This is a genomic window from Microbacterium horticulturae (assembly GCF_029094505.1).
Taxonomy (GTDB): domain Bacteria; phylum Actinomycetota; class Actinomycetes; order Actinomycetales; family Microbacteriaceae; genus Microbacterium; species Microbacterium horticulturae.
In genome coordinates, this window is sequence record NZ_CP119108.1 from 554,652 (window position 1) to 579,353 (window position 24,702).

Here is a 24,702-nt window from a genome sequence, read left to right on the forward strand (position 1 = left end):
CGATCGAACAATCCGATCCTGTTCGAAGGAGAACCGTGAGCGTCACGCCCACCGACTGGACCCGCGACGAGTGGCTCGCGTACGCCGACCGGCTGCTCGCCGGCGCGCGTCGCTGGGCGTCTCCGACGGGCGCACGCATCACGCCGCCGGGCGCCGAAGGCGGGTATGGGCACGACGTCGACGGTCTCGAGGGCTTCGCTCGTACGTTCCTGCTCGCAGGTTTCCGCATCGCGGGGGCACGCGGCGAGGGTGTCGACGACCTCGTCTCCTTCTACAGCCGCGGCATCGCGGCCGGCGTCGACCCGTCGAACTCCGAGCGCTGGGTGCGCATGGACGAGCACGCGCAGGCGAAGGTCGAAGCGGCATCCATCGCGCTCATCCTCGACATGACCCGCCCGTGGATCTGGGAGCGCCTCGACGCCACCACCCAGCAGCGGGTCATCGACTACTTGGCTCCTGTCATCGGCGACGACACATACCCGCCGACCAACTGGCTGTGGTTCCGGGTCGTGGTGCAGACCTTCCTGCGGTCGGTCGGCGGTCCGTGGTCTGCCGCCGACATCGCCGCCGACCTCGCGCTGCACGACAGTCTGCAGCGTGCCGACGGCTGGATCTCAGACGGCCCCGAGCAGTCATACGACCAGTACGTCGGCTGGGCGCTGCACCTGTACCCCGTGCTCTGGTCGCGGATGCAGGGCGCCGCCGATCTCGCCGACGGGCGCACCGCGCGCGACCTTGCTGCGCTCGATCGCTACCTGGTCGACGCGACCGCGCTCATCGGCGCCGACGGATCACCCCTTGTGCAGGGGCGCAGCCTCATCTACCGCTTTGCGGCCGCCGCCCCGTTCTGGGCCGGCGTGCTCGCCGAGGTGCCGTCGACGAGTGCCGGGATGCTGCGCCACGCCGCGAAGAGCATCGTCACTCATTTCGCCGACCACGGTGTGCCGTGCGACGACGACCTGCTGACCATCGGGTGGCACCGCGAGTGGCGGCGGCTCGCGCAGGGCTACTCGGGCCCGGGTTCGCCGTACTGGGCGGTCAAGGGCCTGCTCGGCATCGCGCTGCCCGCCGACCATGCGGTGTGGAGCACCCCGGCCGAACCGCTGCCGGTGGAGCAGGGCGACGTGCTGCGCACTATCGCCGCGCCGGGCTGGATCGTCTCGGGCACCTCGGCCGACGGCATCGTCCGCGTCGTCAACCACGGTACAGACCACGCGACGCCGGGAACCCTGGTCGGCGACTCGCCGATCTATGCGCGCCTGGGCTACTCGACGGCCACGGCGCCGCTGCACGACGGGCGCGCCTGGCGCGAGCCGCTGGAGCAGTCGGCGGTGCTTGTCGATGTGACCGGCCGTGCGACGCATCGCGCTGCCGTCGAGCTGCTCGGGGTGCGGTGCGACGAGGGCGTCGCAGTCGCGGCATCCACGTCTCCGATCCACTGGATCGATCCCGACGTCCACCAGGTGCACCACGGGTCGGGCATCACCGGCGCGGTGACCGTCGCTGGCCGCATGACGGTGTGCTCGGTGGTGCGCGGGCCGTGGGAGCTGCGGCTCGTTCGGGTCGACGAGCTCGCCGTCCCCGCCGACACGGTGCGACTGCGCATCGGCGGCTGGGCGCCCGCCGGCGGCGGCCTCGTGCCCGAGACATCCGACGGCGGGGCCACAGTGCGCCGCGGCACGCTGACCAGCAGCATCGCCGCCGTCGGCATGGCGGCGAGCGCCCGCGTCGAGACGCGGCGCGACGCGAGCCCACTCGGTGACGTGGCCGCGGTGCCCGTCATCGAGACGGATGTCGCCCCCGGGGTCTGGCGCGCGGCGCTCGTCGCCCTCGATGGCGCGAGTGCGGCCTCGGCCCCTCTCGCCCTGAAGCTCGACGGCATCGATGTCGCCGTCACCTGGCCCGACGCCGTGACCACCGTCACGCGCCTCATCGACTCCCGACCCGCGCCCGACGCGGATCGGTAGCCCAAGACCGGGCCTGGGGCCCGGACAGCAATCGCAAAGGAGCACCCCTCTCATGAAGCGCAAGATCGCCCTTGCGGCATCGGTGGCAGCTGTCGCCGCGCTGTCGCTGACCGCGTGCAGCGGCGGCTCGGAGCCGAGCGATGACGCCACCGGTCCGGTGACCATCACCGTCTCCGGCTGGAGCCTGGACACGACCCCCGAATTCCAGCTGCTCGCCGACGGCTTCCACAAGGCCAACCCGAACATCACGGTCAAGCTCAAGGAATACGACCCGAGCAACTACAACACGCTCGTCACCGCCGACCTCGCCGCCGGTACCGGGCCCGACGTCATCACCCAGAAGGAGGTCAAGTACGTCACGACCTTCCAGGAGGGCGGGCAGCTGCTCGACCTGTCGGACGTGAAGCTGCCCGACGGCATCAGCGGCACCGACTCGTACAAGGTCGACGGCAAGCTCTACGCCGTTCCGTACCGCCAGGACGCGTGGGTGCTCTTCTACAACAAGGACCTCTTCGACAAGGCGGGGGTCCCCACGCCGGACGGGTCGTGGACGTGGGATGACTACGCCGCCGCCGCGAAGGAGCTCAAGACCAAGCTCGCCGCCGCCGGCAGCAAGGCGTACGGTGCCTACCAGCACACCTGGCAGTCGACCGTGCAAGGCTTCGCGAACAACCAGTCGCCTGACGGAGGCGTGCTCAGCGGAAAGTACGAGTACATGAAGCCGTACTACGAGCGGGTCCTCGACCTGCAGAAGTCCGGCGCGCAGGTCACGTTCAACACAGCCACCGCGAACCAGCTCACCTACCAGGGCGAGTTCGGCAAGCAGCACGCCGCGATGATGATGATGGGCACCTGGTTTGTCGCCACCCTCATCTCGCAGCAGGCCTCGGGCGACGCCGACCAGTTCACGTGGGGGATGGCTCCGGCGCCCCAGTACGACGCGTCGACCGCCGGCACCGACAAAACGCCGGTCACGTTCGGCGACCCGACCGGGTTCGGCGTCAACGCGAACACCGACGGCGCCAAGCAGGCGGCGGCGAAGAAGTTCGTGGAGTACGCGGCCAGTGAGGATGCCGCGAAGGCTCTGGCCGGCATCGGGATCACCCCGGCGCTGCTGAACGACAACGTCGTGCAGACGTACTTCTCGACGAAGGGCGCCCCGCAGGACGACCTGTCGAAGTTCGCGTTCTCGACCCACACGGTCAAGCCCGAGAACCCGACATCGTCGAAGACCGCGGCGATCCAGAACATCCTCAACGACATGCACTCCGCGATCATGAGCGGCTCGGAGGGCATCGACAAGGCCATCTCCGAGGCGCAGGACCGCGTCAAGAACGAGGTCGGCTGACCCCGCATCCCACCCTCACCACGAAGGCACATCATGACCGCCACCGCCACGATGGTCACCGGCACACCGCGCCCGTCGAAGCCGAACACGCGCATGCGGCTGCGCGTGCGCAACGCGCTCATCGGCTGGAGCTTCATCCTCCCCAACTTCCTGGGGTTCGCGCTGCTCACGCTCGTCCCCGTGATCGCGCTGTTCTACATCTCGTTCACGAACTGGAACGTGTTCGGCGTCGCGCACTGGATCGGGCTCGACAACTTCCGGCGCCTGCTCGGCGACGCGACGTTCAAGACCGCGTTCGTGAACACTCTCTACTACGCCGTGATGCACATCCCGCTGACCCTGGTGGTCTCGCTGGGCATCGCGCTGCTGCTGAACACCAAGCTCCGCGGTGTCGCGTTCTTCCGCACCGCCGCGTTCTTCCCCTACATCACCTCCATCGTCGCGATCGCGATGGTGTGGAATCTCATGTTCAGCCCCGACTACGGCCCGATCAACCAGATCCTGCGGTTCATCGGCATCGCCCACCCGCCCGGATGGCTCACCTCGCCGCAGTGGGCGATGCCCGCGGTCGTCGTCATCAGCACGTGGCGCGACATGGGCTATTACATGATCCTGTTCCTCGCCGGACTCCAGACGGTCCCGCGCGAACTGTACGAGGCGGCGCGTATGGACGGCGCGAACGCCTGGCAGCGGTTCGTCAACGTCACGATCCCGTGCCTGCGCCCCACGACCTTCTTCGTCACGGTGATGCTGACGATCAACTCGTTCAAGATCTTCGACCTGATCCTGGTCATGACCAAGGGCGGACCCGGGATCTCGACGATGGTGCTCTCGCAGTTCATCTGGCGCAAGGGCTTCGAAGAGAACCAGTTCGGCTATGCCTCGGCGGCCTCGGTGGTGCTCTTCCTGCTGTGCATCGTCGTCACGATCCTGCAATTCCTCTGGAACAAGAGGGGGAACCGCGCATGAGCACGATTCTCGAAGCCGCCGACGACTCGGCCACCGCCACGCTGCTGAACGCGCCGCGCGGGCACCGCCCGAAGGCGACGACGCCGGCCAAGCGCGCCGCGCGGATCATCGGGTACGTCGTGATGACCATCATCGCCGTCGCCCTGCTGGTGCCGTTCTTCTGGATGATCTCGAGCTCGTTGAAGATGTCGAACGACGTGTTCAGCGTGCCGGTGCGGTGGCTGCCGGAGACGTTCGTGTGGAGCAACTACGTCGACATCTGGACCCAGACCAACCTGCTGACCTGGATCCGCAACACGCTGGTGCTGGCGGTCGTGGTCACGTTCCTGCAGGTGCTCACCGGATCGTTCGCCGCCTACGGATTCTCACGCATGCGGTTCCGCGGCCGCGACATCCTGTTCCTCGTCTACATCGGCACGATAGCGGTCCCGTGGCAGTCGTACATGATCCCGCAGTTCATCCTGATGTCGAACCTGAAGCTGTCCAACACGCTGTGGGCGATCATCCTGCTGCAGGCGTTCGGGGCGTTCGGCGTGTTCCTGATGAAGCAGTTCTTCGAGACCGTTCCCGAAGAGCTCAGCGAGGCCGCCCGCATCGACGGACTGAGCGAGTACGGCATCTGGCGGCGCATCATGGTGCCCCTGTCGGTGCCGGCGATGGCCAGCCTCACGCTGCTGACCTTCGTCACCACCTGGAACGACTATCTGGGTCCGCTCATCTACCTGCGCAACCCGAACCTGTGGACGATGCAGCTGGGCCTGCAGAGCCTGGTCAGCAACACCCAAGACCAGAACTTCGCCCTGATGTTCACCGGCATGACGATGTCGGTGGTCCCGATCGCTATCGTCTTCCTGCTCGGGCAGAAGTACTTCGTCGAAGGCATCGCCACCAGCGGGATGAAGGGCTGACCCATGAAGCGCATCTCGCATGACGCCCTGTCGACCACGATCGGCGCCGTCTACCTGGGCCTCATGACCAACCTGCTCCTGGCCATGGCCTGCGCGCCGGCGCTGCTGCTGCTGATCACGACCGACCCGGTGCACTCCTGGCCGCTGCTGGCGATGACGGCCCCACTGTGCGGGCCGGCCGTGGTCGCTGCGTTCGCGGCCTTCGCCGACCATCGTGCCGGCGGTGTGACCGTGGTGCGCACCTTCGTGCGGGCGTGGCTGCAGGCCTGGCGCCGCCCGTTCGTGCTCGGTGTGGCCGCCACCGCGGTCGTGGTCGTCGCACTCGTGGATGTGAAGGCGGCCTCGACCGCGTCGTTCGGCATCGTCGTGGCGCCCGCGCTGCTCGTGCTCGCGGTGCTCGCCGTGACGGTCGCGCTTCTGGGACTGGCCGCATACGCCGAAGCGCCGACGGCGCCGCTGGTGCGCGTCGCGAAGGCCGCCTTGTACTTCGGGGTGCGGCGCTGGTGGCTGACTCTGGTGTCGCTGGCTGTTCTGGGCACCCAGTTCGCCGTGTTCACGAACGTGCCCGCCATCGGGATCGGCCTCACTGCCGCGCCTGCTCTGTACCTCGCGTGGGCGAACTGCCGGTTCAGCCTGCGCACCGTGCTCGCCCATGACGAGGTCCCGGCCGTCGTGCCGGGGTCATGAAGAAAGAAGATCGATGAGTTCCCCTTCCTCCGCTGATACCCGTACCGACGCCCTCTTCGCGCCGGCCGTGGATGCCGCCTTGAGCACCGTGCGCCGCAACATCCCCACATTCGATCGGCTGTACCCGGCCGACACGACCGACGGCGGGAGATACCCGTTGCGCCCCGCCCACGGCGCCTTCGCCGAGGGCGGCAACTACGGGTGGACCACGAGCTTCTGGCCCGGCATGCAGTGGCTCGCCTACGAGCGCAGCGGGGACGACGCGTTCCGCACCGCAGCCCTCGCGCATGCCCGTGACTTCGATCGGCGTCTGCGCACCGGCGAAGACCTCGACACGCATGACATCGGCTTCCTCTACACCCTCGCCTCGGTCGCCCCCTGGCGGCTGCTCGGCGACGAGGACGCCCGGCAGACGGCCATCGCCGCCGCCGACCAGCTGATGACGCGGTTCCTCGAGCCCGCGGGCATCATCCAGGCGTGGGGCGATCTCGCCGATCCGCACCAGCGGGGGCGCACGATCATCGACAGCCTCATGAACATGCCGCTGCTCATGTGGGCCTACGAGCAGACTGGGCAGGAGCGCTACGTCGACGCCGTGCGACGGCACACCGAGCAGCTGCGGGTGCACATCATGCGGGGCGACGACTCGACCTTCCACACCTTCTACTGGGATCCGGTGACCGGCGAGCCATTGCGCGGGGCTACCGAGCAGGGCGCACACGACGACTCGTGCTGGGCGCGCGGCCAGGCCTGGGGCATCTACGGTTTCGCGATGGCGTACCGGTTCACGGGCGACGAGCGGATGCTGGATGCCGCGCACCGATGTGCCCGCTACTTCCTCGCGCACCTGCCCGCCGATGCCGTGCCCTACTGGGACCTGGTCTACGGCGACGACAGCGATGCGCCGCGCGACAGCTCCGCCGGGGCGATCGCGGCGGCGGGACTGTTCGAGCTCGCGCGCGTCGAGACCGACGCCGACAGGGCACAGCAGGCCGACGCCGACGCGCGACGACTGCTCGCGGCCCTCGTGGCCGACTGCGCGCCCGAGCCCGACACCGCCGACACGCTGCTGCTGCACGGCGTCTACGACCTCCCCAAGAGCAACGGCGTCGACGAGGGCAACCTCTGGGGCGACTACTTCTACTTCGAGGCGCTGACCCGCGCGACGAACCCCGACTGGACGCCGTACTGGTGAGGGGAATCGCATGCGCCTGGTGACCTATCGCGCTTCGACCGGCCCTCGCATCGGGGTCGTTCTGCCCGACGATCGGGTGCACGACGTACGCGCCGGAACCCTCGAGGAGATCGTGGGGGATGCCGCGGCTCTGGACGGCGCGCGCGAGGCGGCGGACGCGGCATCCACTTCTCTTGATCTGCCGCGGATCGACGAGCTCGAGCTGCTGCCGCCCGTGCGACCCGGCAAGCTGCTGTGCATCGGTTACAACTACCGCGGACACGTGCCCGACGGCGAGGACCCGACCGCGAACGACCCGGCGTACCCGGACGTGTTCGTCAAGACCGCGAACGTGCTCATCGGGCCGAACGACCCCGTGGAGCTGCCGCAGGTCGAGGCCGATGTGGACTACGAGGGCGAGATCGCGCTCGTCATCGGGCGTCGCGCGAAGAACGTCACGCTGGATGCTGCGCTCGACCACGTCGCCGGATACACGCTGTTCGACGACGTGACCGCCCGCGATTGGCAGCGTCACGGCTCGCAGTTCACGCTCGGCAAATCGTTCGACACGTTCGGGCCGCTCGGCCCGTGGCTGGTGACCGCCGACGAGATCGCCGATCCGCAGGACCTCGTCGTCGAAGTCGAACGCGACGGTGTGATCACGGCCCGCCAGTCGACGGCGACGATGATCTTTCCGATGGCGTTTCTCGTGCACCATCTCAGCCAGGTGATGACCCTCGAGCCGGGCGACGTCATCTCCACCGGCACGCCGCAGAAGCTGCCCGCCGCCGCGGAGGCCCACCGGCCGCTGGCCGACGGCGACGCCGTCACGGTGCGTGTCGCCGGCCTCGGCGAGTTGACCACCCGCTTCACCACGACCACGGAGGACGCACGATGATCCTGGACGCATTCCGACTCGACGGCAAGGTGGCGCTCGTCACCGGGTCCACCCGGGGCCTGGGCCAGGGCGCGGCCGTCGCGCTCGCCGAGGCCGGCGCCGACGTCGCCCTGCTCGACCGTGGCGATGCCGGCGAGACCGAGGCGCGCATCGCCGCGCTCGGGCGCCGTGTCGTGCGCGTGCAGCGCGACTTCGCATCGGCTGCGCCCGCCGAGCTCCGAACCGCCGTCACCGAGATCGAAGACGCGCTCGGGCATGTCGACATCCTCGTGAACAACGCCGGCACGATCCGCCGCGCGCCCGCCGTCGACTACCCGACGGCGGACTGGAACGACGTGCTGCGGGTCAACCTCGACGCGGTCTTCCACCTGTCGCAGGCGGTCGGTCGTGGCATGATCGAGCGCGGCTGGGGGCGCATCATCAACATCGCTTCGATGCTGTCGTTCCAGGGCGGCATCCTCGTACCGGCCTACACGGCTTCCAAGCATGCGGTGGCCGGCCTCACGAAGGCCCTGGCAAACGAGTGGGCGGCGTCGGGAGTGACAGTGAACGCGATAGCCCCCGGGTACATGGCCACCGACAACACGGCAGCCCTACGCGCCGACACCGAGCGCGAGGCATCCATCTCCGCCCGCATCCCCGCCGGACGCTGGGGCACCCCCGACGACCTGCAGGGGTCGTTCGTGTTCCTGGCATCGGATGCCGCGGCCTACGTGACCGGCACGGTGCTGCCGGTCGACGGCGGGTGGCTCGTGCGGTGACCGGCGACAGAAGCTTTCGAGAAGACAGGAGAGAACACATGCAACAGCGCTACGCGACCAACCCCGCCCAGATCCCGGGCATGACGACCGAGGATCTACGCGACGCCTACCTCATCCCCGAGGTGTTCACGCCCGGCCAGGTGACGCTCACCTACACGCACCACGACCGCATCGTGCTCGGCGGTGCGGTCCCGGCCGGCACCGATCTTGTGCTGCCGACGTACCCCGAGATCCGCAGCGAATACTTCCTCGAGCACCGCGAGGTCGGCATCATCAACGTGGGCGGCACCGGCACGGTCACCGCGGACGGCGAGGCCTTCACGCTCGTGAACGGTGCGTGCCTGTACCTCGGGCGCGGGGTGCGCGAGGTGGTGTTCGCGGACGCCGATTCCGGTGTCGACGCTGAGTCGGGTGCTCAGAGCGGTGCTCAGTTCTACCTGTTCTCGGCCCCCGCGCACACCGCCTACCCGACGGCGCTCGTGAACCCGGGCGAAGGCACCGTGCGCGAGCTCGGCGATCAGCTCACGAGCAACAGGCGCACGCTGAACCAGTACATCCACGAGAACGGTATCCGCTCGTGCCAGATAGTGATGGGCGTCACCACGCTGCATCCGGGCTCGATGTGGAACACGATGCCCGCGCACACGCATGACCGCCGCACCGAGTGCTACCTGTACTTCGACGTGCCCGAAGACGCCCGCGTCGTGCACCTGCTCGGTGAGCGCGACGAGACGCGGCACCTGATCGTGGCTGACCGCCAGGCGATCATCTCGCCGAGCTGGTCGCTGCACTCGGGCGTGGGAACGGCCGCGTACTCGTTCATCTGGGCGATGGCGGGTGAGAACCAGGCGTTCGACGACATGGATGCCGCGGCCATCACCGACCTGCACTGACGCTGCCCGCGCTACCCGCGGCGTGGACGGCTCGCGCTGTCGTTTTGCGCGTTCGCGCCGGGGGTAGCCGGCTCTCACTCTGCCGACGCGCGTCGAGTGGACTCACGCACGTTCAGCGACGGCAGAACGTACGTGCGCTGCACCGGGCGCGATTCGCAGGCGCATCAGCCCTGACCGGCAGCGCGACGGGTAGCGCTGCGGGTTTTGCAGTCGCCGAATCAGGTGTTTTCGCCAGTTCAGGAGAATGCGCGGGCAGAACGTCCTGAACTCGCGAGATCAGGTGTTCTCGCGCGGGGTGGGCGGGTGGCACAACGGGGCTGAGGAGAGAGTGGATGCCGCGCCGCGGCCTCGACGCCGCCGGCTACGCGCCGAGCGCGGCATCCACCACCCGGCGTGCCTCATCCTGCACCTGGTGCAGGTGGTCCTCGCCGAGCAGCGACTCGGCGTAGAGCTTGTAGACGTCTTCGGTGCCCGAAGGGCGCGCCGCGAACCAGGCGTGCTCGGTCTGCACCTTGAGTCCGCCGATCGCGGCGCCGTTGCCCGGCGCGTGCGACAGCTTCGCGGTGATCTCTTCGTCGGCCAGGGTCGTGGCCGTGACGTCCTCGGGCGCGAGCCGAGCGAGCGCAGCCTTCTGCTCCTTGGTCGCGGGGGCGTCCACGCGCTGGTAGGCCGACGCGCCGAACTCCTCTGTCAGCTCGGCGTATCGCTGCGACGGCGTCTTGCCCGTCACCGCGAGGATCTCCGACGCCAGCAGGCACAGCAGTATCCCGTCCTTGTCGGTCGTCCACACCGAGCCGTCCTTGCGCAGGAAGGAGGCGCCCGCCGACTCCTCGCCACCGAAAGCGACCGAGCCGTCGAGGAGACCTGGCACGAACCACTTGAAGCCCACCGGCACCTCGAGCAGCCGTCGGCCGAGCGAACCGGCGACCTTGTCGATGATCATCGACGAGACCAGGGTCTTGCCGACCGCGGCATCCTTCGGCCACTCCGGACGGTGCGCGAACAGGTAGTCGATAGCGACCGCCAGGTAGTGGTTGGGGTTCATCAGGCCCGCATCGGGGGTCACGATGCCGTGCCGGTCGGCATCGGCGTCGTTTCCGGTGAGCAGGTCGTACTCGTCTCGCTTCGCAACGAGCGCCGCCATCGCCGAGGGCGACGACGGGTCCATGCGGATCTTCTCGTCCCAATCAAGCGTCATGAACCGCCAGGTCGGGTCGACCTCGGGGTTGACGACCGTCAGATCCAGCTCGTACATCTCAGCGATGAGCGCCCAGTACTCGACCGACGCGCCGCCGAGCGGGTCGGCCCCGATGCGGATGCCGGCCTTGCGGATCGCCTCGATGTCGATGATGGATGCCAGATCCGCCACGTACTCCTGGCGGAAGTCATAGCGGCCCAAGGTGTCGGTGTCGATGTCTGCGAGACGCGTGCGCTTGACCTCTTCGAGGCCGCCGGCGATCAGCGCGTTCGCGCGGTCGGCGATCCAGCTCGTCGCATCGGTGTCGGCAGGTCCCCCCGACGGCGGGTTGTACTTGAAGCCGCCGTCGGCCGGCGGATTGTGGCTCGGGGTGACGACGATGCCGTCCGCACGGGCCGGGTCTGCGGCATCCCGCCCCTTGTTGAACGTGAGGATCGCGTGGCTCAGCGCCGGCGTGGGCACCCACGCGTCGCGGGCGTCGATGCGCACGTCGACGCCGTTGGCCACGAGCACCTCGATGGCGGTGCGCTCGGCGGGGCGTGACAGACCGTGGGTGTCGCGTCCGAGGAACAGGGGACCGGCGATGCCCTGGCCGGTGCGGTAGTCCACTATCGCCTGGGTCGTGGCGAGGATGTGGTTCTCGTTGAAGCTGCGGTTCAGACTCGAGCCGCGATGCCCGCTCGTGCCGAACACGACGCGCTGCGCGGGCACGTCCGCGTCGGGCTTCAGGTCGTAATAGGCGTTGATGACTTCGTCGATGTCGATGAGGTCGGATTCGACGGCGGGGGTTCCGGCACGGCTCATGCTTCCAGTCTGCCCGTTTCCGGCCGGGCGCGACACTGTGAAGTCCGGAGCGAGCGGCCCCCGACTAGGCTGACACGGTGAACTCTCGTGTCGAGGAACCCGTCCGCACCTACAGTTATCTGGGTCCGGCGGGCACGTTCACCGAGGCCGCGCTCGCTCAGGTGCCTGAGGCGCGCGGCCAGAACTGGCGTCCGGTGCGCAACGTGGGCGAGGCGCTCGACGATGTCGTGAGCGGACGGTCCGATGCCGCGATGATCGCGATCGAGAACTCCGTCGACGGCGGGGTCTCGACCACGCAGGACGCCCTGGCCACCATGCCCGGTCTGCGCATCGTGGGCGAATACCTCGTGCCAGTGCAGTTCGTCCTCGTTGGCAAGCCGGGGGCGACGCTCGCCGACGTCTCGGTGATCGCAGCTCACCCCGTCGCGTATGCGCAGTGTCTTATCTGGCTCGGGCAGAGCCTGCCCGAGCACGCGCACGTGCCCTCGTCGAGCAACGTGACGGCCGCGCTCGACATGCTCGACGGCGTCGGCGGGGCCGACGCGGCCATTGCGCCCCCGGGGATCCTCGAGCACCACGACCTGCAGCTGCTGGCCGACAACATCGGCGACAACCCGAAGGCCGTGACCCGCTTCGTGCTCGTCTCGCGGACCGTCGCGCCGCCATCGCCGACCGGTGCCGACAAGACGTCGCTGATCGTCGAGCTGCCCGACGACCATCCCGGTGCACTGCTCGACATGCTCGAACAGTTCGCGACCCGCGGCATCAACCTGTCGCTGCTGGCCTCGCGCCCGATCGGCGATGAGCTGGGCCGATACCGGTTCGTGGTGGATGCCGACGGCCACGTCTTCGACGAGCGGATGGCCGACGCGCTGCTCGGGCTGCGCCGGTTCAGCCCGCAGGTGGTGTTTCTCGGCTCGTATCCGCGCGCCGACCACGCCATAGTGCACTACCCCAGCCGCTACTCCGACGACGTGTTCGTCGAGGCACGCGACTGGCTGCGCGGGTTGATCTCGGGCGAGCCGGGGGAGTAGGGGCGGACTGCCGCTGGCATAACACCTCGGCTCGGGCGTCACCCGCGCAGAGCCTCGACTGGCGTTGTGCCCAGCCTGCACCCGACGCTTCGCCTTGCGCCGCACGTGTCGCCCCGCGCCGCGCCCTCACGAAACGAGGAGACCTCGCGAGACGAGTACGTTTTGGGCGCATTTTGTACTCGCCCGGTGAGATCTCCTCGGCTCGTGCGAGCGGGCGCCGAGTTCAGAGCTGGGGAATGCTGCGGCTCGGGGCCGACGCAGGCCGCGGAGCAGGGGCGCGCCGGCAGCGCGGGCGACGCCGCGACCAGCGCCGCCGGCCGCGACCCGGCGCCTACCCCAGCGCCGCCGTCAGCAGCTCGAGCATCCGGACCCGGCCGGGCGCGGCATCCATCGGCTCTTCCTCGTACGAGCCGGCGACGGGTGAGATCATGACCTCGTCGACGTCCCACCGCTCGGCGAACGCGCGCAGCTCGGCGGCGACCTCGTCGCCGGTGCCCACGAACCACTTCGCACGCATGCCGTCGATGATGGTCTGCGCCATGCCGTCCACGGGAGTCGCCTGCGCCTGCTCGACCGTCTCGAGCGGCTGCATGGCCTTGTTCGTGCGCAGCCGCGCCATGCTGCGCAGCTGCGGCAGGGCGCGCGCCTCGGCCTCGTCATGCGTGGGCGCGGCGATCGCGTTCGCGGTGAGGAACGTGCGGGGTTCGGGATGCCGCGGGCTCGGCTGATACTGCCCGCGGTACAGGTCGAGCGCCCGCTCGAGTCCTTCGCCGGAGAAGTGGTTCGCGAACACGTACGGCAAACCCAACGAGGCGGCCAGCTGTGCGGAGTAGTCACTCGACCCCAACAGCCAGACCTCGGGTGCGCCGTCGGCAGCCGGAGTCGCATGCACGTCGTAGGTGCCACCGCTGGTGAACTGCACGGTCGCGCCCTCGGCGTCGAGCAGGCGCGTGATGTCGCGTACGTGCTCGGGGAAGCGCTCGACGTCGCTGGTGGTGCCCGACATGCGCAGCAGCTGCGTGATGACAGGATCACTGCCCGGTGCCCGTCCGATACCGAGGTCGACGCGGCCAGGGGCGAGCGCTTCGAGCGCCGCGAACTGTTCGGCCACCACGAGCGGCGAGTGGTTCGGCAGCATGACCCCGCCCGATCCGACCCGGATGCGTGACGTGCGTGCTGCGGCCGCCGCCGTCAGCACGGGCGGCGTCGTCGACGCCACGGCCGGCATGTTGTGGTGCTCGGCGAACCAGTAGCGGCGGAAGCCCAGCTCGTCGGCCCGGGCGGCGAGGGCGAGGGATGCCGCGACCGCCTGGGCGCTGGACTGCCCGGTGCGCACGGGCACCAGGTCGAGGACGGAGAGTGCGGGAGAAATGCTCATCGCCTGTGACAACGTGACATCGACCGCTGCGCATTCCCGGCGTCGGCGGGTGCGCGTCGTCCCACGTGGCACCCGCCGACGTCCTCGGCCTGGCTCCCCAGAAGCACTGCCGAGGGGAACTTCGCCTTGCGGCGAAGCGGACGTGCACGTCCGCTTCCATCATGACATGAATCTCATGCGGTGGACAGGGCTCGTCATCCGTTCCGTCGGCACGGCACGATTAGCCTGAAGGGATGCCAGAATCGGTCAGTCGCACGCGCGCAGATGCGCAGGCGAACCGTCGCAAACTGCTCGACGCCGCCGGAGAGCTCATCGCCGAGCGCGGCGTCGAGGTGCCCCTGCACGCCGTCGCCGATCGCGCCGGCGTGGGCGTGGGCACGCTCTACCGCAACTTCGCAGACCGTGACGCGCTTCTGACTGCCCTCGGCGACCGGCCCGCGCAGCGGTTCAAAGACATCGCGCGTGCGGCGGCCGCGGCTGCCACGGCATGGAAGGCCGTCGAGATCTACGTCGACGGGTACATCGCGCTGTATGCGGAGTTCCCCTGGATGCTCAGCATGCGCGTCGAAGACCGGCGCCTTCGCCGCCGCGACGAAGAGGACGCCACCGCGGCCCAAGCCGTCGTCGACCGTGCACGGACCGAAGGTGCGCTGCGCGCCGACGTGGGCATGCTCGACATAGCGTTCGCCGCGACCATGGTCGCGGCGATGACCTATCTGCCCGAGCCCGTCCGCGCCACGGTCGTTCCGCGGCTGCGCGACGTCGTCCTCGACGGCCTGAGAGCCGAGGGGATGCCGCGGCCCGAGTTGGGGGCATCGACGATGTCGGTCGACGAGCTGAAGGGCTTCGTCCGGCCGCTTGCGTGATTCGCGCAAGTTCTTGCGTAGACTGAGGCGCATGTCGAAGCGTCTTGCCGAGGTGGCCCGCAAGGTCGGGGTGAGCGAAGCCACGGTCAGTCGCGTGCTGAACGGCAAGCCCGGAGTGTCCGAGAGCACGCGTCAGGCGGTGCTCACGGCACTCGATGTGCTGGGGTACGAGAGACCCACGAAGCTGCGGGGTGAACGGGCGCGGCTCGTGGGACTGGTGCTGCCCGAGCTGACGAACCCGATCTTCCCCGCGCTGGCCGAGATCATCGGCGGCGCGCTCACGCAGAACGGCTGCACGCCGCTGCTGTGCACGCAGAATGCGGGTGGCATCACCGAGGCCGACTACGTCGACCTGCTGCTGGCGCAGCAGGTGTCGGGGGTCGTGTTCCTCGGTGGCAACTACAGTCAGGCGGATGCCGCGCACGAGCACTACGACCGGTTGCGCGATGTGAAGCTGCCCACGGTGCTCGTGAACGCCCGCATCCCGCGGCTGTCGTTTCCGACGGTGTCGACGGATGACGCGGCCGCCGCTGAACAGGCGATTCTGCACCTGCACCAGCTCGGTCATCGGCGCATCGGCATGCTGATGGGGCCGACCGACCACATCCCGTCGCAGCGCAAGCTCGCCGCGGCCCGGCCGCTTCTCGAGCGGCTGGGGGCGCCGCTGTCCGACGACCTGGTCGTGCAGGGGCTCTACTCGCTCGAATCGGGGCAGGCCGGGGCATCCCGCCTCCTGTCGCACGGCGCGACCGCGATCGTGTGCGCGAGCGACCCGTTGGCACTCGGCGCCGTGCGCGCCGCTCGACGCCGGGGGTTGAGTGTACCCGGCCAGGTGAGTGTGGTGGGCTTCGACGACTCGGCGCTGATGAGTTGCACCGAGCCACCGCTGACCACTGTGCGGCAGCCCATCGAGTCCATGGGGCGCACCGTGATCGATCTGCTGCTCTCGCAGATGGCGGGTACCGCCGAGGCCGGTGACGAGCTGCTCTTCGAGCCTGAGCTGGTGCTGCGCGGCTCCACGGGGCCCGTCGCGGCGTAGCTTTCCGCGACAGGGGCGGGCGTTTCGACTCGCTTCGCTCGCTCAACGACCGGTGTGGCGCGGGCCGGGGGCGTTTCGACTCGCCTTCGGCTCGCTCAACGACCGAGGCCGGCGTTTCGACTCGCTTCGCTCGCTCAACGACCGGTTTGGGGAGAGCCGGTCGTCGCCGAAGCGCGCCGTCACACGATCGTGATCTTGCAAATAATTGTTAAAGACTTGCGCAGAGTTCCCGGAGAAGCTACGTTTTCATCAATCGCCCGACCCCGATGCTGAGGAGACGCCGTGGACGCAGCCGTCGACGACCCGCAATGGTGGCGCACCGCCGTGATCTATCAGGTCTACGTGCGCAGCTTCGCCGACGGGAACGGCGACGGCACCGGCGACCTCGCCGGCGTCCGCTCGCGGCTGCCGTACCTCAAGGACCTCGGTGTCGACGCCCTCTGGTTCACGCCCTGGTACCCGAGCCCGATGGCCGACGGCGGCTACGACGTGCAGGACTACCGGGCGATCGACCCGCGCTTCGGCACGCTGGCCGACGCCGAGGCGCTCATCGGCGAGGCGCTCGACCTCGGCATCCGCACGATCATCGACATCGTCCCCAACCACATCAGCGATCAGCACCCCTGGTTCCAGGCGGCCCTCGCGGCGGGCCCCGGCAGCCCCGAGCGCGAGCGCTTCTGGTTCCACCCCGGCAAGGGGCGCGGCGGCGACGAGATGCCCACGCACTGGGAGTCGAACTTCCAGGGCACGACATGGACCCGCACGACGAATCCCGACGGCACCCCCGGCGAGTGGTACCTGCACCTGTTCGCTCCGCAGCAGCCCGACCTCAACTGGAACCACCCCGACGTGCGCCGCGAGCACGAGGACGTGCTGCGCTTCTGGTTCGAGCGTGGCGTCGCGGGAGTGCGCATCGACTCGGCCGCGCTGCTGATCAAAGACCCCGAGCTGCCTGAGGTCGGCGAGAAGGCCGACCACCCCACCGAAGACCGTGACGAGCTGCACGACGTCTACCGATCGTGGCGCGCGATCGCCGACGCCTACCCCGGCACCCGGGTTCTTGTCGGCGAGGTCTGGGTGCCCGACATCGAGCGGTTCACCAAGTACCTGCGGCCCGACGAGATGCACACCGCATTCAACTTCGACTTTCTCGCCCGGCCCTGGGGCGCGGCATCCTTCCGCGACTCGATCCAGACGACGCTCGCAGCCCACGCACCGGTCGACGCACCCAGCACCTGGGTGCTCTCGAACCATGACGTGACCCGGCCGGTGACTCGCTACGGGCGTGAAGACACCGCGTTCGCCTTCTTGAAGAAGCGGTTCGGGGTGCCCACCGACCCCGAACTGGGCCTGCACCGGGCACGTGCGGCGGCGCTGCTGGTCGCAGCCCTCCCCGGAAGCCTCTACATCTACCAGGGCGACGAGCTCGGCCTGCCCGAGGTCGAAGACCTGCCCCGCGAGCTGCTCCAGGACCCGATGCACTACCGCTCGGGCGGCACCGATCCGGGGCGGGACGGATGCCGCGTGCCGCTGCCCTGGGAAGGGGGCGAGCCGCCGTTCGGCTTCAGCCCGGACGGTGTCGGCACCTGGCTGCCCCAGCCGGAATCGTGGCGCTCACTCACCGCGCAGGCGCAGCAGGCCGACCCCGACTCGACGCTGAACCTGTACCGTGCCGCGCTCCGGCTGCGCCGCGGCATCCCGAATCTCCCGCTCGACTGGATGGAGGGGCTCGGTCCCGACGTCCTCGCCTTCCGGCGCGGCGACACCTTCGCCTGCGTCGTCAACACGGGCGACGAGCCCGTGTCTCTGCCCGCGCACGACACCCTGCTGCTGTCGAGCCGTCCGCTCGAGGCAGGGATGCTGTCGGGCAACGCCGCCGCTTGGATCCGCATCACCCACCCCGAGGGATGACCCGACGTCACGAGGCCGACGTCGCCCTCACACGAAAGGAAAGACGATGAAGTCACCAGGAAAGGTCCTGCTCGCCGGTGTCGTCACCGCAGGGACCATCGCAGCGCTCGCCGGCTGCTCGTCCGGCGACGGCGGCGCCAGCGCCGACGGAAAGATCCACCTCGTGGTCGCCCCGGTGCTGCCGGGCGCCACCGCCGACGCGCTGAAGGCGCTCGGCGAGCGGGTCGACGAGTTCAACAAGGCCAACCCCGACATCGTGGTCAAGGCCATCGAATACCAGTGGACCGGCACGACGTTCGCCGCAGAGCTGGCCGGCGGCACGCTGCCCGACGTGTTCAACGTGCCGTTCACCGACTCGAAGACGCTCGCCAACAACGGCCAGCTCGCCGACATCACCGAGCCCTTCCACAAGACGGCCACCGCCGACAAGTGGAACAAGAACGTGCTGGATGTCGCGACCGGCGACGACGGCAAGGTCTACGGCATCCCGTGGGGGCCCTACGCGATGGCGCTCTCCTACAACCGCGAGATCTTCCAGAAGGCGGGCCTGGACCCTGACAAGCCGCCGACGACGCTGGACGAGATCGCGGCTGCAGCCAAGACCATCTCCCAGAAGGTGCCCGGGGTCGCCGGTTACATGCAGATGACCCAGAGCAACACCGGCGGGTGGGAGCTTGCGACGCTCACCCAGGCGCTCGGTGGACGGCTCGAGACCGTCGGCAGTGACGGCACGGTCACCGTGAAGACCGACAACGAGCAGACCAAGGCGGGCCTGGCGTGGCTGAAGAGCATGCGCTGGGGTGATGACTCGATGGGCAGCAACTTCCTGTTCGACTGGTCGGGCATCAACGAGGCGTTCGCCGCCGGCAAGATCGGCATGTACATGAGCGGCTCCGACGTGATCGGCTCGCTCATGCAGGCCAACGGCTTCGACCAGTCGAAGTACGGGGTCACGACCTTCCCGCTCGCCGACGGGGCCGATGCCGGCATCCTGTCGGGCGGCAACGTCGACGTCGTCAACGTGAAGGACACCCCCGAGCAGATCGCCGCGGCGGTCAAGTGGATCGACTTCTACCGCACCCAGCCGACAGTAGACAAGGACGCCGCGATCAAGAACGCCAAGACGCTCAAGGCCGGCAACCAGGCCGTCAACGCTCCGACGCTGCCGGTGTTCGACAAGGAGACCTGGCAGGAGAACCAGGAATGGATCGCCCCCTACGCGAACATCCCGGTCGAGAATCTGAAGCCGTTCACCGACTCGATCTTCGCGCAGACGATCGCGCCCGAGCCGCCCGCGCACACGCAGGATCTGTACGGCGCGCTCGACGCGGTGGTGCAGGCCGTGCTCACCGACAAGAATGCGGATGTCGACTCGCTGCTCAAGGGAGTCGATGAGAAGGTCCAGGCGCTGATCGACGCCGACAGTCAGTGACCGCCGCGTCCTGACATCGGTATCGACACGCTCTTTGTCGACACCGTGCGGCCGGGCACCCGACCCGGCCGCACGCCCGATCCGGAAGAGACCATGACCGCCACCCTCGCCGAGCCGGAAGCCCCGGCCGCCGACGCACCGACGCCCGCCCGCCGGCGCCGCAGCCCGATCACGTGGGTGCAGCGCGGGGGACTGACCACGCTCCTTTTTCTCGTGCCGACCCTCGTGATCTTCGGCGTCTTCTCGTGGACGCCGATCGTCGAGGCGGTCGTGATGAGCTTCCAGAAGACGAACCTCGTCACCGCCCCGGTGTTCGTCGGCTGGAGCAACTTCGAGGCCGTCTTCCGCGACCCCGTGTTCTGGATCGCCATCCGCAACACCGGCTACTTCGCCCTGCTCGCGCTGCTGTTCGGCTACCCGCTCCCGTTGGTGGCGGCCGTGCTGATGAGCGAGTTCAAGCGCATGAAGGGCATCTACTCGGTGCTCGCGTACCTGCCGGTCGTGATCCCGCCGGTGGTGTCGGTGCTGCTGTGGAAGATCTTCTACGACGCTGGGCCCACGGGCGTATTCAACTCCATCCTGGGCTGGTTCGGCATCCCGCCCCAGCCGTGGATTCAGGATGCCACGACCGCCATGCCTTCGCTCGTGCTCGAGGCCACTTGGGCCGGGGCGGGCGGAACGATCATCATCTACCTGGCCGCCCTCACCTCGGTCGCGCCGGAGCTGTACGACGCGGCCGAGGTCGACGGCGCCTCGATCTGGGGCAAGATCTGGCACGTCACGCTGCCGCAGTTGCGCGGCATCCTGTTCATCACGCTGATCCTGCAGATCATCGCGACCGCCCAGGTGTTCCTGCAGCCGTTCTTGTTCACGGGCGGCGGGCCGGCGAACTCGACCACGACGATCCTGCTGCTGATCTACCAGTACGCGTTCACCAACAGCCTGGGTGTGGGTGTCGGCAAGGCGACCGCGCTGAGCCTCATGCTCGCGGTGTTCCTGGCGGTGCTGTCGATCGTGTACTTCCGGGTCACGAAGAGATGGAGCGACGAGTGACGACCTCGATTCCGGCACAGTTGCGGCAGGATGCTGCGATCCCGGCGCGCGTCCGGCGGCGGCATCGCCGAGCCGAAGAGACCGATGACCGCGGCATCCTCTCCGACGCCGACCGGCACACCCCCGGCCTGCGCGTCTTCGCCCCGATCGTGAACGTGCTGCTGGGCGTCTCGCTCGTCGTGGCCGGGCTGTTGCCGCTGCTCTGGCTCATGAAGTCGGCGGTGACGCCCACGCAGGAGACTCTGACCAATCCGCTGGCGATCCTGCCGCAGGAGTGGGCCTGGTCGAACCTCGCCAAGGCGTGGAACGACGTGCACATCGGCGACTTCTTCTTCAACACGATCGCGATGGCGGCGGGCTCGTGGGCGGTGCAGCTGCTGGTTGCGACCACCGGCGGCTTCGCGCTCGCGGTGCTGCGGCCGAAGTACGGCAAGGTCATCAGCGCGCTGGTGCTGGCGACCCTGTTCATTCCGAGTGTCGTGCTGCTGGTGCCGCTGTATCTGACGGTGCTGAACCCGCCGCTGATCGGTCACTCGCTCATCAATACGTTCTGGGCCGTGTGGCTGCCGGCGGGCGCCAGCGCCTTCAACGTGCTGCTGGTGATGCGCTTCTTCGGGTCGCTGCCGCGAGAGATCTTCGAGGCGGCGCGCACCGACGGTGCGGGCACTTTCCGGCTGTTCTGGTCGGTGGTGCTGCCGATGTCCCGGCCCATTCTCGGCGTGGTGTCGATCCTCGCGATCAACGCGTCATGGGCCGACTTCCTCTGGCCGAACCTCGTGCTCAAAGACATCGGCATCCAGCCGCTGTCGGTGCGTCTGCCGCAGATAGCGGCATCCACTGATCTCGGTGTCTACCTTGCGGCGCTCATGATCGCCACCCTCATCCCGGTCGTGATCTTCCTGGTGTTCCAGCGGGCGTTCCTGAACAGCGGCGGGATCGGCGGCGCCGTCAAGGGCTGAGCGCGCTCAGCGGGTGGGCAGGGCGACCAGCAGTGCGCCGGGCAGGATCTGGCAGTGGATGCGCACAGCCTCGCCGAACTCGTCGCCGTCCAGCTGCACGGCGTGCGGCTCGTCGACGCCGGCGTCGACCTTGGTCACCTGCATGTAACGGACCGATGCGTCGTGACGTCGTTCGATGAGGCGCCGACCCGAACGGGTGCGGCGGAGCACGGAGTTGTCCCACCAGATCTTGCGCCAGACGCCGAGCCAGCCGAACCAGCCCGCCGGCTGGATGAGGGCGACGTCGAGCATTCCGTCGGTGACCGACGCATCGGGCACCAGGGAGATGCCCGCCGGCAACCTGCCGCAGTTCGCGAAGAGCATGCTGTGCGCCTTCGTCGTATGCAGGCGCCCGCCGCCGCGCTCGTACATGATGCGGAACGGCTCGGCGCCATTCAACGCCCGCGCGGCACCCTCGACGTAGGCGATCCATCCCATCGTCTTCTTCAGCTGTGCGCTGGTGTTGGCGATCATCGCGGCATCCAGCCCGATTCCGGCCATCACGACGAAGCCGTGCTCTTCCGTCGAGCGGTCGGCGCGGGTCAGATGGGCCATCCCGATGTCGATCGGCAGGGCGCGGCCCTCGAACGTCGCGCGGATGATGCGCTCGGGGTCAGAGAGGGGCAGCCCGAGGTTGCGCGCGAGGATGTTGCCGGTGCCGCTGGGAATGATCGTCAGCGGCACGCGGCTCTCGATGAGGGCCTCCGCCACCGCACGGACGGTGCCGTCGCCGCCCGCGACCAGCAGCGCGTCGATTCCTTCGCGCAGAGCCCGGCCCGTGGCATCCTGCCCCAGATCTTCGGGTGTCGTCTCATAGAACAGCGGGCGGCGCCAGCCGGCGGCCTTCGAGGCCTTCTCCACCCGCGCGCGCAGCCGCTTGCGGTCGACCTTGATCGGGTTGTAGACGAGTGCGGCCCGCTGCCTGCGTCCGGGCTCGTCGCTCATGGCCCCACGATAGCGGCGGGCGGTGGATGCCGCTGACTAGACTTGTCGGATGATCGATCCCGTTCTTCTGCGCGAGAATCCTGAGCTGGTCAAGCACTCTCAGATCAAGCGCGGTGAGTCGCCGGAGTCGGTGGACGACGCGCTCGCCGCCGATGCGGCGCGCAGGGCGGCGATCACGACGTTCGAGCAGCTGCGCGCCGAGCAGAACGCGCACGGCAAGAAGGTTGCGGCCGCCCCGAAGGAGGAGAAGGCGGCACTCGTCGCCGAGGCGAAGGACCTGAGCGCCCGCGTCAAGGAGGCCCAGCAGGCCGTGACTGCGGCCGAAGAGGATGCACACCGGGTGCTCTCGCGCATCGAGAACGTCGTGATCGATGACGTTCCGGCCGGCGGCGAAGAGAACTTCGTCACGCTGCGCACGCACGGCGAGGTGCCGAGCTTCGACTTCACGCCGCGCGACCACCTCGAGATCGGCGAGCTGCTGGACGCTATCGACATGGACCGCGGCACGAAGGTGTCGGGCAGCCGCTTCTACTTTCTGAAGGGCGTCGGCGCCAGGCTTGAGTACGCGCTGCTGTCGCTGGGCCTGCAGCGGGCGATCGAGGCGGGGTTCGTGCCGATGATCCCGCCGACGCTGGTGCGTCCCGAGGTCATGGAGGGCACGGGTTTTCTCGGGCAGCACTCCGACGAGGTGTACCGGCTCGAGAAGCAAGACCTGTACCTGGTCGGCACGAGCGAGGTGCCGCTGGCCGGCTATCACATGGACGAGATCGTCGACCTGTCGCGGGGCGCGCTGCGCTACGCCGGCTGGTCGACCTGCTACCGCAGCGAGGCGGGCTCGTACGGCAAAGACACCCGGGGCATCATCCGCGTGCACCAGTTCAACAAGCTCGAGATGTTCGTGTACACCTCGCCTTCGGAGGCCGAAGCCGAGCATCTGCGGCTCGTCGAGATGCAGGAACGGATGCTGCAAGACCTGGGCCTCAGCTACCGGGTCATCGACGTCGCCGCCGGTGACCTGGGCTCGTCGGCCGCGCGCAAGTACGACATCGAGGCGTGGGTGCCCACGCAGAACGCATATCGCGAGCTGACCTCGACCTCGAACTGCACGACGTTCCAGGCGCGTCGGCTCGACATCCGGTACCGACCCGACGGCGGCAAGACGCAGCACGTCGCGACACTCAACGGCACGCTCGCGACCACGCGCTGGCTCGTCGCGCTGCTGGAGACGCACCAGCGTGCCGATGGCTCCGTGTTCGTGCCCGAGGTGCTGCGCCCCTACCTGGGCGGCCTCGAGGTGCTGGAGCCCGTCGCATGACGCGGCTGCCCGAGACCGGCTCTGTCGACATCGAGTCGCCCGAGGAGACCGCTGCGCTGCTCGAGGACGTTGCCGAGCACGTCGTCACGCGTCTGCTGATCGCGCTCGACGTGGACGGCACCGTGCTGCTCGAGGACGAGTCGCCCAGCCCGGGCATCGTCGACGCGGTGCGTGACGCGCAGGATGCCGGGCACGAGGTGACTCTCGCGACCGGGCGCAGCTGGGAAGGCACGCGCGGAGTGCTCGCGGCGCTGGACCTGAACCCCGAGTACGTCGTGTGCTCGAACGGCGCGGTGGTGATGCGGCGCACCGACGGGGGAGTGGCCGCCTATGAGCGGTTCCACACCGAGACGTTCGACCCGAGCGAGGTGCTGCGGCTTATCCGCGACAACGTCGCGCAGGCGCACTACATGGTCGAGCTCGCCGACGGGCGGCGGCTGTACACCGAGCCCATGGACAACTGGAACCTCGCGCAGGCGACGCGCGTCAGCTTCACGGAGCTCTCGGCGCAGCCGGTGTCGCGCGTGGTCGTGGTCTCGCCCGGGCAGACCGAGCAGGACTTCATCGAGCTCGTGCAGCGGATCGGTCTGAACCAGGTCTCGTATGCGATCGGCTGGACAGCCTGGCTGGATATAGCGCCGAAGGGCGTCGACAAGGCGAGCGGGCTCGAGCTCGTGCGCGGCTGGATGGGCCTCGACCCGTCGCGGGTGCTGGTGATCGGCGACGGGCGCAACGACCTCGGCATGTTTCGCTGGGCTCGCGAGAACGGCGGACGCGCGGTGGCCATGGCGCAGGCTCCGGATGAGGTGCGGGATGCCGCGGGCGAGACGACGGCCTCGGTGATGGACGGCGGCGCGGCCGCCGTGATTCGCGCCCTGCGTCGTCGCGGCCGCTGACACCTGGCTCGTGAAACGACGCTGGCCGCGCTCCCCGCGCCCTGAGTCGTGACCACCTCGAAAAGCGTATTGAACTTTCCGTTCACACAGTGAGGGGGAGCCCGCCCGGTAGACTCGAACTCTGACGGTTCGCCGTCGGGAGGGTTGTCCGAGCGGCCGAAGGATCTGGTCTTGAAAACCAGTGGGCAGCAATGCCCCGTGGGTTCGAATCCCACACCCTCCGCTGTG

General features: G+C 68.7%; 21 protein-coding genes and 1 tRNA gene. 19 read left to right on the plus strand and 3 right to left on the minus strand.

The features are described from left to right. Window positions 1–35: 35 nt before the first annotated feature. Genes PU630_RS02465 through kduI form a run of 9 tightly spaced genes read left to right on the plus strand, consistent with a single transcriptional unit; the run spans window position 36 to window position 9,605 of the window. Window positions 36–1,967 carry a DUF2264 domain-containing protein gene (locus PU630_RS02465; protein WP_275278775.1) on the plus strand — a complete coding sequence of 644 codons (1,932 nt, stop codon included), beginning with the start codon at window positions 36–38 and terminating at the stop codon, window positions 1,965–1,967. 52 nt (window positions 1,968–2,019) lie between these two features. Further along, entirely contained in the window at window positions 2,020–3,315 is a 1,296-nt protein-coding gene (locus PU630_RS02470; RefSeq protein WP_275278776.1) for an ABC transporter substrate-binding protein, read from the plus strand. Between the two features lie 33 nt (window positions 3,316–3,348). Further along, window positions 3,349–4,284, plus strand: coding sequence for a carbohydrate ABC transporter permease (locus PU630_RS02475; protein WP_275278777.1), 936 nt, complete (start codon window positions 3,349–3,351; stop codon window positions 4,282–4,284). Next, window positions 4,281–5,192 carry a carbohydrate ABC transporter permease gene (locus PU630_RS02480; protein WP_428981974.1) on the plus strand — a complete coding sequence of 304 codons (912 nt, stop codon included), beginning with the start codon at window positions 4,281–4,283 and terminating at the stop codon, window positions 5,190–5,192. The genes PU630_RS02475 and PU630_RS02480 overlap by 4 nt, the downstream gene beginning before the upstream one ends. Window positions 5,193–5,195: 3 nt before the next feature. Continuing rightward, window positions 5,196–5,879: a ferredoxin-NADPH reductase gene (locus PU630_RS02485; protein WP_275278778.1), complete on the plus strand. Its 684-nt coding sequence runs from the start codon at window positions 5,196–5,198 to the stop codon at window positions 5,877–5,879. 13 nt (window positions 5,880–5,892) lie between these two features. Beyond that, entirely contained in the window at window positions 5,893–7,074 is a 1,182-nt protein-coding gene (locus PU630_RS02490; protein ID WP_275278779.1) for a glycoside hydrolase family 88 protein, read from the plus strand. A 10-nt stretch (window positions 7,075–7,084) separates the two neighbouring features. Then, the gene (locus PU630_RS02495) at window positions 7,085–7,951 is read left to right on the plus strand and encodes a fumarylacetoacetate hydrolase family protein (RefSeq protein ID WP_275278780.1); all 867 of its coding nucleotides are present in this window, start codon (window positions 7,085–7,087) and stop codon (window positions 7,949–7,951) included. Continuing rightward, window positions 7,948–8,712 carry a 2-dehydro-3-deoxy-D-gluconate 5-dehydrogenase KduD gene (gene kduD / locus PU630_RS02500; RefSeq protein WP_275278781.1) on the plus strand — a complete coding sequence of 255 codons (765 nt, stop codon included), beginning with the start codon at window positions 7,948–7,950 and terminating at the stop codon, window positions 8,710–8,712. The genes PU630_RS02495 and kduD overlap by 4 nt, the downstream gene beginning before the upstream one ends. 38 nt (window positions 8,713–8,750) lie before the next feature. Further along, on the plus strand, window positions 8,751–9,605 hold the full coding sequence (kduI, locus tag PU630_RS02505; RefSeq protein WP_275278782.1) for a 5-dehydro-4-deoxy-D-glucuronate isomerase: 855 nt from the start codon (window positions 8,751–8,753) through the stop codon (window positions 9,603–9,605). A 361-nt stretch (window positions 9,606–9,966) separates the two neighbouring features. Here kduI and pgm read toward each other — a convergent pair whose 3' ends face one another. After that, on the minus strand, window positions 9,967–11,607 hold the full coding sequence (gene pgm, locus PU630_RS02510; protein ID WP_275278783.1) for a phosphoglucomutase (alpha-D-glucose-1,6-bisphosphate-dependent): 1,641 nt from the start codon (window positions 11,605–11,607) through the stop codon (window positions 9,967–9,969). Between the two features lie 77 nt (window positions 11,608–11,684). Between pgm and pheA the strand changes: the two genes are divergently transcribed. Then, window positions 11,685–12,641 (plus strand): prephenate dehydratase, encoded by a 957-nt coding sequence (gene pheA / locus PU630_RS02515; protein ID WP_275278784.1) that lies wholly within the window; start codon window positions 11,685–11,687, stop codon window positions 12,639–12,641. 331 nt (window positions 12,642–12,972) lie between these two features. Here the strand turns inward: pheA and PU630_RS02520 are convergent, their stop codons facing one another. Continuing rightward, entirely contained in the window at window positions 12,973–14,019 is a 1,047-nt protein-coding gene (locus PU630_RS02520) for an LLM class flavin-dependent oxidoreductase (protein ID WP_275278785.1), read from the minus strand. 233 nt (window positions 14,020–14,252) lie between these two features. On the opposite strand from PU630_RS02520, the gene PU630_RS02525 reads away from it, so the two are divergent. The 6 genes from PU630_RS02525 to PU630_RS02550 all read left to right on the plus strand — a co-directional run bounded on the left by PU630_RS02525 (window position 14,253) and on the right by PU630_RS02550 (window position 21,279). Continuing rightward, complete coding sequence (locus PU630_RS02525) at window positions 14,253–14,885, plus strand: TetR/AcrR family transcriptional regulator (protein WP_275278786.1); 633 nt, start codon at window positions 14,253–14,255, stop codon at window positions 14,883–14,885. Window positions 14,886–14,916: 31 nt separating this feature from the next. Beyond that, a complete protein-coding gene (locus PU630_RS02530; protein WP_275278787.1) occupies window positions 14,917–15,924 on the plus strand; it encodes a LacI family DNA-binding transcriptional regulator in 1,008 nt (335 codons plus the stop codon). A 282-nt stretch (window positions 15,925–16,206) separates the two neighbouring features. After that, the gene (locus PU630_RS02535) at window positions 16,207–17,835 is read left to right on the plus strand and encodes a glycoside hydrolase family 13 protein (RefSeq protein WP_275278788.1); all 1,629 of its coding nucleotides are present in this window, start codon (window positions 16,207–16,209) and stop codon (window positions 17,833–17,835) included. Between the two features lie 46 nt (window positions 17,836–17,881). Further along, complete coding sequence (locus PU630_RS02540) at window positions 17,882–19,267, plus strand: ABC transporter substrate-binding protein (protein WP_275278789.1); 1,386 nt, start codon at window positions 17,882–17,884, stop codon at window positions 19,265–19,267. Window positions 19,268–19,360: 93 nt separating this feature from the next. Continuing rightward, complete coding sequence (locus PU630_RS02545; protein WP_275278790.1) at window positions 19,361–20,320, plus strand: carbohydrate ABC transporter permease; 960 nt, start codon at window positions 19,361–19,363, stop codon at window positions 20,318–20,320. Further along, window positions 20,317–21,279: a carbohydrate ABC transporter permease gene (locus PU630_RS02550; RefSeq protein ID WP_275278791.1), complete on the plus strand. Its 963-nt coding sequence runs from the start codon at window positions 20,317–20,319 to the stop codon at window positions 21,277–21,279. The genes PU630_RS02545 and PU630_RS02550 overlap by 4 nt, the downstream gene beginning before the upstream one ends. Window positions 21,280–21,285: 6 nt before the next feature. Here PU630_RS02550 and PU630_RS02555 read toward each other — a convergent pair whose 3' ends face one another. Then, on the minus strand, window positions 21,286–22,263 hold the full coding sequence (locus tag PU630_RS02555; RefSeq protein ID WP_275278792.1) for a diacylglycerol/lipid kinase family protein: 978 nt from the start codon (window positions 22,261–22,263) through the stop codon (window positions 21,286–21,288). 49 nt (window positions 22,264–22,312) lie between these two features. Between PU630_RS02555 and serS the strand changes: the two genes are divergently transcribed. From serS to PU630_RS02570, 3 genes are all read left to right on the plus strand, one after another. Further along, the gene (serS, locus tag PU630_RS02560; protein ID WP_275278793.1) at window positions 22,313–23,578 is read left to right on the plus strand and encodes a serine--tRNA ligase; all 1,266 of its coding nucleotides are present in this window, start codon (window positions 22,313–22,315) and stop codon (window positions 23,576–23,578) included. Continuing rightward, a complete protein-coding gene (locus tag PU630_RS02565; protein WP_275278794.1) occupies window positions 23,575–24,474 on the plus strand; it encodes an HAD family hydrolase in 900 nt (299 codons plus the stop codon). Before serS ends, PU630_RS02565 begins: the two co-directional genes overlap by 4 nt. A 138-nt stretch (window positions 24,475–24,612) precedes the next feature. Beyond that, window positions 24,613–24,697: transfer RNA gene (locus tag PU630_RS02570), tRNA-Ser, on the plus strand. Window positions 24,698–24,702 lie beyond the last annotated feature (5 nt).

Coding starts and splice junctions, on each gene's coding strand:
- kduD (WP_275278781.1), top strand. CDS start 7,948: ATGATCCTGGACGCATTCCGACTCGACGGCAAGGTGGCGCTCGTCACC.
- pgm (WP_275278783.1), bottom strand. CDS start 11,607: ATGAGCCGTGCCGGAACCCCCGCCGTCGAATCCGACCTCATCGACATC.
- serS (WP_275278793.1), top strand. CDS start 22,313: ATGATCGATCCCGTTCTTCTGCGCGAGAATCCTGAGCTGGTCAAGCAC.
- PU630_RS02520 (WP_275278785.1), bottom strand. CDS start 14,019: ATGAGCATTTCTCCCGCACTCTCCGTCCTCGACCTGGTGCCCGTGCGC.
- PU630_RS02495 (WP_275278780.1), top strand. CDS start 7,085: ATGCGCCTGGTGACCTATCGCGCTTCGACCGGCCCTCGCATCGGGGTC.
- kduI (WP_275278782.1), top strand. CDS start 8,751: ATGCAACAGCGCTACGCGACCAACCCCGCCCAGATCCCGGGCATGACG.
- PU630_RS02470 (WP_275278776.1), top strand. CDS start 2,020: ATGAAGCGCAAGATCGCCCTTGCGGCATCGGTGGCAGCTGTCGCCGCG.
- PU630_RS02555 (WP_275278792.1), bottom strand. CDS start 22,263: ATGAGCGACGAGCCCGGACGCAGGCAGCGGGCCGCACTCGTCTACAAC.
- PU630_RS02475 (WP_275278777.1), top strand. CDS start 3,349: ATGACCGCCACCGCCACGATGGTCACCGGCACACCGCGCCCGTCGAAG.
- PU630_RS02480 (WP_428981974.1), top strand. CDS start 4,281: ATGAGCACGATTCTCGAAGCCGCCGACGACTCGGCCACCGCCACGCTG.
- PU630_RS02565 (WP_275278794.1), top strand. CDS start 23,575: ATGACGCGGCTGCCCGAGACCGGCTCTGTCGACATCGAGTCGCCCGAG.
- PU630_RS02485 (WP_275278778.1), top strand. CDS start 5,196: ATGAAGCGCATCTCGCATGACGCCCTGTCGACCACGATCGGCGCCGTC.
- PU630_RS02530 (WP_275278787.1), top strand. CDS start 14,917: ATGTCGAAGCGTCTTGCCGAGGTGGCCCGCAAGGTCGGGGTGAGCGAA.
- PU630_RS02540 (WP_275278789.1), top strand. CDS start 17,882: ATGAAGTCACCAGGAAAGGTCCTGCTCGCCGGTGTCGTCACCGCAGGG.
- PU630_RS02545 (WP_275278790.1), top strand. CDS start 19,361: ATGACCGCCACCCTCGCCGAGCCGGAAGCCCCGGCCGCCGACGCACCG.
- PU630_RS02490 (WP_275278779.1), top strand. CDS start 5,893: ATGAGTTCCCCTTCCTCCGCTGATACCCGTACCGACGCCCTCTTCGCG.
- PU630_RS02525 (WP_275278786.1), top strand. CDS start 14,253: ATGCCAGAATCGGTCAGTCGCACGCGCGCAGATGCGCAGGCGAACCGT.